Here is a 4,986-nt window from a genome sequence, read left to right as displayed (position 1 = left end):
GGTTGCTGGGATATGCTTTACTCATGTCACTCTCTCGGTACTGTTTATTATCTATTCACAGCTTATACTGAGAGAGCTTTTTTACACCTTTTCCGACTTTTCAAACATCCTCTAAAGCTTGTAGCCACCGAATAACGGGGACATTGAAGAATCCTCTATCAAGATAAAGTTGTTTTATTTGAATATGAAGTGCATCAATTTCTGCTAAGAGATAAGTAATAATAGCAACACTTGTATCCAGCCATCTAACGCCTCTAATCGCAAGGGTTACACGTTTTCCTTTCAGGACAACATATAAAGTTGCATAAGCATAGAAGGAGCAAGTACCAGATTTCGCCTGGCTGCGATATATATAGGGTAATTCCTCGTTACTAGGCTTGCCATAATAAGGAATTAAATTTAAATCAATAGCTAACTTTAGGTGTCCGTTTTTAATTCCTTTCGGAACTCGACTTTTTAATGCTTGATTAATTTGTCTCTCTAAGTCTTCAAAATCGGTAATTTTGTTGAGATGATATCTAATATCATTTCCCGATGGAGTTTTCTTCAAGGTCTTGGCTGTATTCTCAATAGTATCTCCATTGCTTGCGGCTCTCACTAAAATTTCAAATAGAGTTTTTTGATTATATGCACCTTGAGTCTTAATTGAGAAGTTTTCTGCCAAACACTCAATAACTTCATTTAGAGTTTCTGTCTCTGTTATAGCCAGTTGTTCTAATGAAACAGTCAATTATTCTAACAAAATAATACACAACACTTTCATTATTTCACTTCTTGGCTTAAGCAATGATAAGCTTTATCTATATATTAAGTAGCTTATAGCACTTTAGCTTACTGATTAATTTGTTGGCGATCGCCCTTTTGGGAAAAGTTTGTGATCTACTGACATTGGGCAGTTGGGGATTTTTGAAGTACCCGATGATTTGGTCATGGCGGTAGTTGCATGACTAAAACAGCCCCAAGCAATACCCTAACTCCGAAGGCAAAACCAGTAATAGTTGAGTTATCTTCGACACCCGAAAAATTCTTAGGGGACGACTTTAAAAGCTCACAACCTCATAGCCAAGAATGCCTCTATCCGTACCTCGAAAAGAAAAACGCACATTATAGAACTGAAGTACATCATCAATTACCTCCTTCTACTGCACCAGTGGAGGTTACGTTATCTGCGACACCCGAAAAATTCTTAGAGGACGACCTTAAAAGCATACAACTTCATAGCCAAGGATGCCTATACCCGTACCTCGAAAAGAAAAAGCTACTTGATGGCTCAATAGTTTTTTACCCACGAGTTATAGGTCAACGTGACCCAGACAACCCGATTCAGTGGCGATGGGGTTTTAACTGGGAAGAACGAGTTGATGGATTATGGAAAGGACGAAGTATAGGCTCAATTCCCCCTGGCGCTGTCCACATGATTCGTCTAATGCAACAGCAGGGGGCAACTAAAGAAGATATTATCGCCTTTATCAAAAAAGCGAAATCCAAAAAGCCATCACCAAAATTAGATATCTGCAAAAATTTTGATAACACAAAAATAAAACCAGTTCTGCCAGATGATGCCTCGATCGCTGTAGTACTTTTCGCAGGTGGCGGCGGGATTGAAGCGGGGATGGTGCAAGCCGGGATTCGTCCAGTTATTGCAGTAGAGTTTGACCCAAGTAAACCGGAACTGAGTCGGGCGATTGCCAAAACCCATCACCACAACTTTAGCGAGTATGGCTATAGAATAATCCAACTAACAGTGCAAGAAGTAGCACGGTTAGGATTTCTAGGTTTTCCCCACCGCCCCGATTACCTCCACGCCTCCCAATACGGTTCGGTTAAGAATATTTGTAGGTTGAGTTGAACGAAGTGAAACCCAACAAACCCCGCAAAATGTTGGGTTTCGTTCCTCAACCCAACCTACACATTTTTATTTTTTGGGCTTAACCGAACCGTATTGCCACGCCTCCCCAGTGTGCGCTAACTTCAGCCAAGCCCACACAGCCAAAGCTGGTAAAGGTATTGAAACGGCTGACGACCTGAGTGCAGCGATCGCAGTTGCAGAAGCCATCCGACAGTTGCAGCCACGGGTGTTTACGCTGGAGAATGTGCCGCGTTATCAGAACAGTCAGAGTTTCAGTATCATCTTGTCAGCTTTGGAGCAAGAGGGGTATCTGGTCAATTACAGCGTGGTCAATATGGCCGACTTTGGACTACCCCAGGCGCGTCGGCGGTTAGTCCTGATTGCAAGCAAGGGTTTTCACGTTGCCCTACCTTCGGGAGCTACACCTTGCGGTTGGTACAAGGCGATCACGAAGTGTGCCGAAGGTATCGCCCATCTCATCCCCACGATGTCTGATTCACATCTGCTACCTAAACAACAACAAGCTTTGGAGAAATTTTTAGCCGGGAATGCGCCGACACCACTGCTAATAGAAAGAGTTGGGGGACGTATACAGTCCAAATACAAACCCGGACATTTACCTTGCAACACGATATTGCGATCACATTTTACAGATCACAAAGGTTGCAACCGAAGCAAATTCGCTGATATCTGGTTGCCGGATAGTACGGTCAAATCCTTGTCTATTGAAGGGGCTGCAATCTTGCAAGGATTTCCCAGTTGGTACGAGTTTCCCAACGAAACTGCTACGGCGGGGTCAATCATCGGCTACTCTGTACCACCCAGTTTCGCAACACAACTATTTATATCTGCACAGAGCAAATTATTAAGAGTGACTGTATGACTAATCTTGTCCAAAACTTAGAACAGTGGTGGTACATTTCTCCACCTTGGGGTCAGCGAATCCCGCCGTTACTGGTCAGTCTGTTAGAGCAAGTGTACGTAAAGTCTGCCAAAGCATTCGGTTACTGTACTGGTGTGGAGTGGTTAGAACGTGGCTGGAAATACGAAATCTTCGCTTGTAATACCAATATTACTGTTTTGGGAAGTGAACTTATTGGTACAGGTAATTTACAACCGAACACCAAAGAAAAACCTGTGTTTCGACTCGGTGAGTTAGTCAAGTTTCGGTTTCACGGTGATGGCCCTCCGGTTCGGATTGTCCAGGGCATTCAACTGATTAATGATGCGTGGTTCTACAGCATCGAGTGGATGTCCCCTGCGATATCGGAAAAAGGTGACAAGGTTTTTACCTCCAGAGATTCCATCGCGCGGGTGACTGACTATGACTTGGAGCGGGTGCGATTATGACAGTGTACACGTCATTCTATCGTGGCGAAATCCGAGGCGAGGCTGTTTCAATTTCGCTGTACCCTCCCAAAAATTGGAAAGGCAAACACCTGCCTCTGTTCGCGCCAACTCCCGAACTGCTCAAGTGGTGGAAAGCCTCTAACAAAGATACTGAAGCTGAATTTGAGTACGAGCGTCGATTCCGAGAAGTTCTTCAGGAGCGGCAGCAATTGATTGAACTTTGGATTAATCGGCAACGGCAGAACCCCGGCGATATAACTCTGTGTTGTTACGAGAAACCTACCGATTTCTGTCACAGACATCAAGTGGGTGAAGAACTGGTGCAAAAGTATTTGCCAGAGCTTTGGGGTGGGGAAGTTGCTTTATTAGGTGATGATCAGTTGGTTTCTGATGAAAGACTTGTTCAGGTGGAAAAGGGTATCGGCTTAACCGATACCGAAAGTATGACTCTAAAATCGAGCCGTGAACATTCTAACGTCACAATCAACTCCAAAATCCCCCCAAAACAGACTATTCTCATTGACTCCACCTACCCGCAAGTTATTCAAACGCTGCTGTCCAAGTGCCATGACGCTGGTTATCCTGTGAAGTGCGATCGCATCCCTTGCGGCTACTACCAGGTATCTCTGCATGGCGAGGATTTGGGGGATTGGTCGGAACTTGGGATGCTGGCGGTTCTTTCGGGGTTACAGCAGGAATTCTATCGGGGGCGGTTGGTGCCGGGGTCAGACTGACGGTGGAGTATCTGGAGAGGACGAGGGTTGAGGAGTTGAGTTTAATTGGGAAAGCAAGCTTTCAGGTATGTTTCGTGCTTTGTCTAATAGCCGCACATTATCCCAGTTTGTATGCTCATCCCAAGTAATATTGAGAAGGTTAGCCCCTGAAAGGTTAGCGCCAGAGAGGTTAGCCCCTGAAAGGTTAGCGCCAGAGAGGTTAGCCCCTGAAAGGTTAGGGTTAGCGCCATTGAAGTTACGGTCTAAGATTCTAGAACCTGAGAGGATAGCGCCAGAGAGGTTAGCCCCTGAAAGGTTAGCGCCAGAGAGGATAGCACCTGAGAAGATAGCGCCTGAAAGGTTAGCCCCTGAAAGGTTAGCGCCTGAGAAGTTAGTGTTTGTAAGGGTAGCACCAAAGAGGTAAGCATCTGAAAGGTTAGCGCTTGAAAGGTTAGCGCCTGAAAGGTTAGCACCAGAGAGGTAAGCATCTGAAAGGTTAGCGCTTGAGAGAAAATAACCAACCCTTGCTGTAAAAGTAGTTACAGCGGTAGTGCTGCTGTATCCGATAATCCGAAACAATCGCTCGGAATCAAAATTCTTGCTGTCTCTCTCCCCACAGGGGAAAAAAGCAACTTTATCCTTTAGTTCATCTTGAGTCTGAGTATAACGGTGTAACTCTAACAAAAGAATCATTACATTTAGTCCAGTAAATATATCAACTTCTTTTAAACCAATTACTAGTCCTTGCTTTTGCAATTTCTGCATTTGAGCTAGAGGTAGATTTTTAGAGGATTCATTGATAAACTTTCCTTGAATCCAATCTAGATAGAATTCTTCTAAGCGCTTAAATAAACTCTGAAGTTGAAAATTTTCCTTAGCATCAATTAAAGCTATCAAGTATTCTACAATCTCTCTAGCCAACCCACCATAACTCAATAAATCATAAATCTCTTCAAATAACTGCTTATCTGTAATCCAAAAATCTTCGCGTCTACTCTCTGGATCTACCCGTATCCACTTCTCAAAACTTTTTATCAGCCTTTGAGCGCAAAGAAATTCACCAAAGCTTTTGTG

Annotated in this window: 5 protein-coding genes and 1 pseudogene; 4 read left to right on the top strand and 2 right to left on the bottom strand. The window is 43.9% G+C overall.

The features are described from left to right. Positions 1-109: 109 nt before the first annotated feature. Positions 110-730, bottom strand: a pseudogene (locus tag H6G97_RS45310) (ISH3 family transposase); the annotation flags it as partial. Positions 731-943: 213 nt separating this feature from the next. Between H6G97_RS45310 and H6G97_RS45305 the strand changes: the two are divergent. The 4 genes from H6G97_RS45305 to H6G97_RS45290 all read left to right on the top strand — a co-directional run bounded on the left by H6G97_RS45305 (position 944) and on the right by H6G97_RS45290 (position 3,933). Continuing rightward, positions 944-1,849: a hypothetical protein gene (locus H6G97_RS45305; RefSeq protein WP_242056061.1), complete on the top strand. Its 906-nt coding sequence runs from the start codon at positions 944-946 to the stop codon at positions 1,847-1,849. Positions 1,850-1,922: 73 nt separating this feature from the next. After that, on the top strand, positions 1,923-2,732 hold the full coding sequence (locus tag H6G97_RS45300) for a DNA cytosine methyltransferase (protein WP_242056060.1): 810 nt from the start codon (positions 1,923-1,925) through the stop codon (positions 2,730-2,732). Continuing rightward, entirely contained in the window at positions 2,729-3,199 is a 471-nt protein-coding gene (locus tag H6G97_RS45295; protein ID WP_190946975.1) for a DUF1392 family protein, read from the top strand. The genes H6G97_RS45300 and H6G97_RS45295 overlap by 4 nt, the downstream gene beginning before the upstream one ends. Then, positions 3,196-3,933, top strand: a complete 738-nt coding sequence (locus H6G97_RS45290; RefSeq protein ID WP_190946974.1) for a DUF488 family protein, N3 subclade — start codon at positions 3,196-3,198, stop codon at positions 3,931-3,933. The genes H6G97_RS45295 and H6G97_RS45290 overlap by 4 nt, the downstream gene beginning before the upstream one ends. Here H6G97_RS45290 and H6G97_RS45285 read toward each other — a convergent pair. Then, positions 3,925-4,986: pentapeptide repeat-containing protein (locus H6G97_RS45285; RefSeq protein WP_190946973.1), on the bottom strand; the 1,062-nt coding region annotated here is incomplete at its 5' end. The genes H6G97_RS45290 and H6G97_RS45285 overlap by 9 nt on opposite strands.

The organism is Nostoc flagelliforme FACHB-838 (assembly GCF_014698065.1).
In the GTDB taxonomy this organism is placed as follows: Bacteria; Cyanobacteriota; Cyanobacteriia; order Cyanobacteriales; family Nostocaceae; genus Nostoc; species Nostoc flagelliforme_B.
This window is presented reverse-complemented; position numbering and strand designations above follow the sequence as displayed.